Genomic DNA, 1614 nt, shown 5'->3' with positions numbered 1-1614 from the left:
CGCTCACCGGTGAGCGACATCCTGTAGCGCGCACAGTCACGCCACTCGTGCTCGCTGTCACAGTAAAAGTCGCGCCAGCCATGCAGACTCGACCTGAGATAGGGGAAAAGGGGACATCTGGCTGCGTGCGAGCAACTCACGTTTTCTCCATTTCGACGTGGCCGCCCAAACGCGGGGGAACTGTCGTCAGTTGTAGCTGTACGTCCCTGTCGCACAGTCACATTCACCGAGCTTGCGAATTCAAGCACTGTTAATCGGCCATGTGCAATGGGCGGCAGGCGTTACGGCCGGACGGCGAACGGGCGTTGTCTCCGGGCGCAACCCATCCTGAACACGCGAGGCGCCGGGATCACCGCGCGGCCGTGAACTCCCGCCAGGCGGTGGGGGAGAGGCGGAGTATGGGGGCGTCGGGGCCGAGGGGTGTCTTGGAGTCGCGTACGGCGATGACTTCGGGGTTGTTGCGGGCGACTTCGACGCATTCGCCGCTGGCGGTGCTGTAGCTGGGCTTCACGAATCTGAAGTGGTCTGTCAACGCATGTCCTCGTAGATGCTCTCGATCAGCCTGAGTGAGTCCTTCGGGGCCAGGCTCAGTCTTGCCGTGCGGTCGAAGAATGAGCTGTACGTCGTACTTTCGGCCTCGTTCTCGACCCACACGGTAGCCGCGATGCTGTCGACGTGGACCACGTCAACCGCCTCGGCTTCCACGAACGAGACGACGTTGAAGGAACCGCCGATGCATGCGTGGCCGCCGGCGCGGAACGGTAGTACCTGGACGCGTACGTTGGGGAGTTCGGCGACCTCGATCAGGTGCTGCAACTGGGCGCGCATGACCTCGGGGCCGCCGACCTGTTGATGCAGGACGCCCTCTCCGATGACCGCGTAGAACTGGAGTGGGGCACTTCCTGACAGCCGGGCCTGGCGCTTCTGCCGTACATCGACAACGCCCTCGATCTCGTCGGGGTCCTGCCACGTGCCCGCGCTGACAACCACTCCTCGGGTGTACTCGGGAGTCTGCAACAGCCCTGGAACCAGGGACTGTTGCCACGCGCGGATCTCGGAGGCGGCATCCTCCATGGCGATGTACTCGGCGATCCCCTTGGCCTGCGGGGCGTGTTGCCACCACCCTCTTGCCTTGCGGCGCTCGCGATCGAGCTTGGCGAGGGCGAGAAGTCGGCTGAGTGTCTTCGGGTTTTCCACGCCGTAGCACTCGGCCAGTGCCCGGATATCGACGTCACGCATCGGCACCAAGCCCTGCTCCATCTTCACGATCTTCGAGTTGGTCGCATCGAGAACACGGGCGGCTTGCTGCTGGGTCTGTCCGGAGGCGTCCCGGAGGCGTAGCAACTCCCCACCGAGACGGCGGCCCAGGACAGTTGACGCTCGATTACCTGCTGGAGCGGATCGGTTCACGGGACAAGTCTCGCGCCTCGGGGAGGGTGCGTCACACGATGGAGCCAATTGTCTCCAAGCCGCTTGTGCTCAAGCTTAATGGCTCGCTACGTTCGGTGCTCAGCCGATCACCCATCGGCGACCCTGCGCGCCTGGAGGTGCCCCCATGCCCGACGAACCCCTCCTCCACGAAGACCGCCTCGACTACACCCCCGTCCCCCGCAG

Annotated in this window: 2 protein-coding genes; both read right to left on the bottom strand. The window is 64.3% G+C overall.

The features are described from left to right. Window positions 1-349 precede the first annotated feature (349 nt). Window positions 350-532: a DUF397 domain-containing protein gene (locus AOK08_RS31935; protein ID WP_055532579.1), complete on the bottom strand. Its 183-nt coding sequence runs from the start codon at window positions 530-532 to the stop codon at window positions 350-352. After that, window positions 529-1410: a helix-turn-helix domain-containing protein gene (locus tag AOK08_RS31930; protein WP_055532577.1), complete on the bottom strand. Its 882-nt coding sequence runs from the start codon at window positions 1408-1410 to the stop codon at window positions 529-531. The genes AOK08_RS31935 and AOK08_RS31930 overlap by 4 nt, the downstream gene beginning before the upstream one ends. Window positions 1411-1614 lie beyond the last annotated feature (204 nt).

Origin of the sequence: Streptomyces graminilatus, assembly GCF_001418565.1 — a bacterium.
Taxonomy (GTDB): domain Bacteria; phylum Actinomycetota; class Actinomycetes; order Streptomycetales; family Streptomycetaceae; genus Streptomyces; species Streptomyces graminilatus.
Note: the sequence above shows the minus strand (reverse complement) of the source record. Positions and strands in the feature narration are given on the sequence as shown.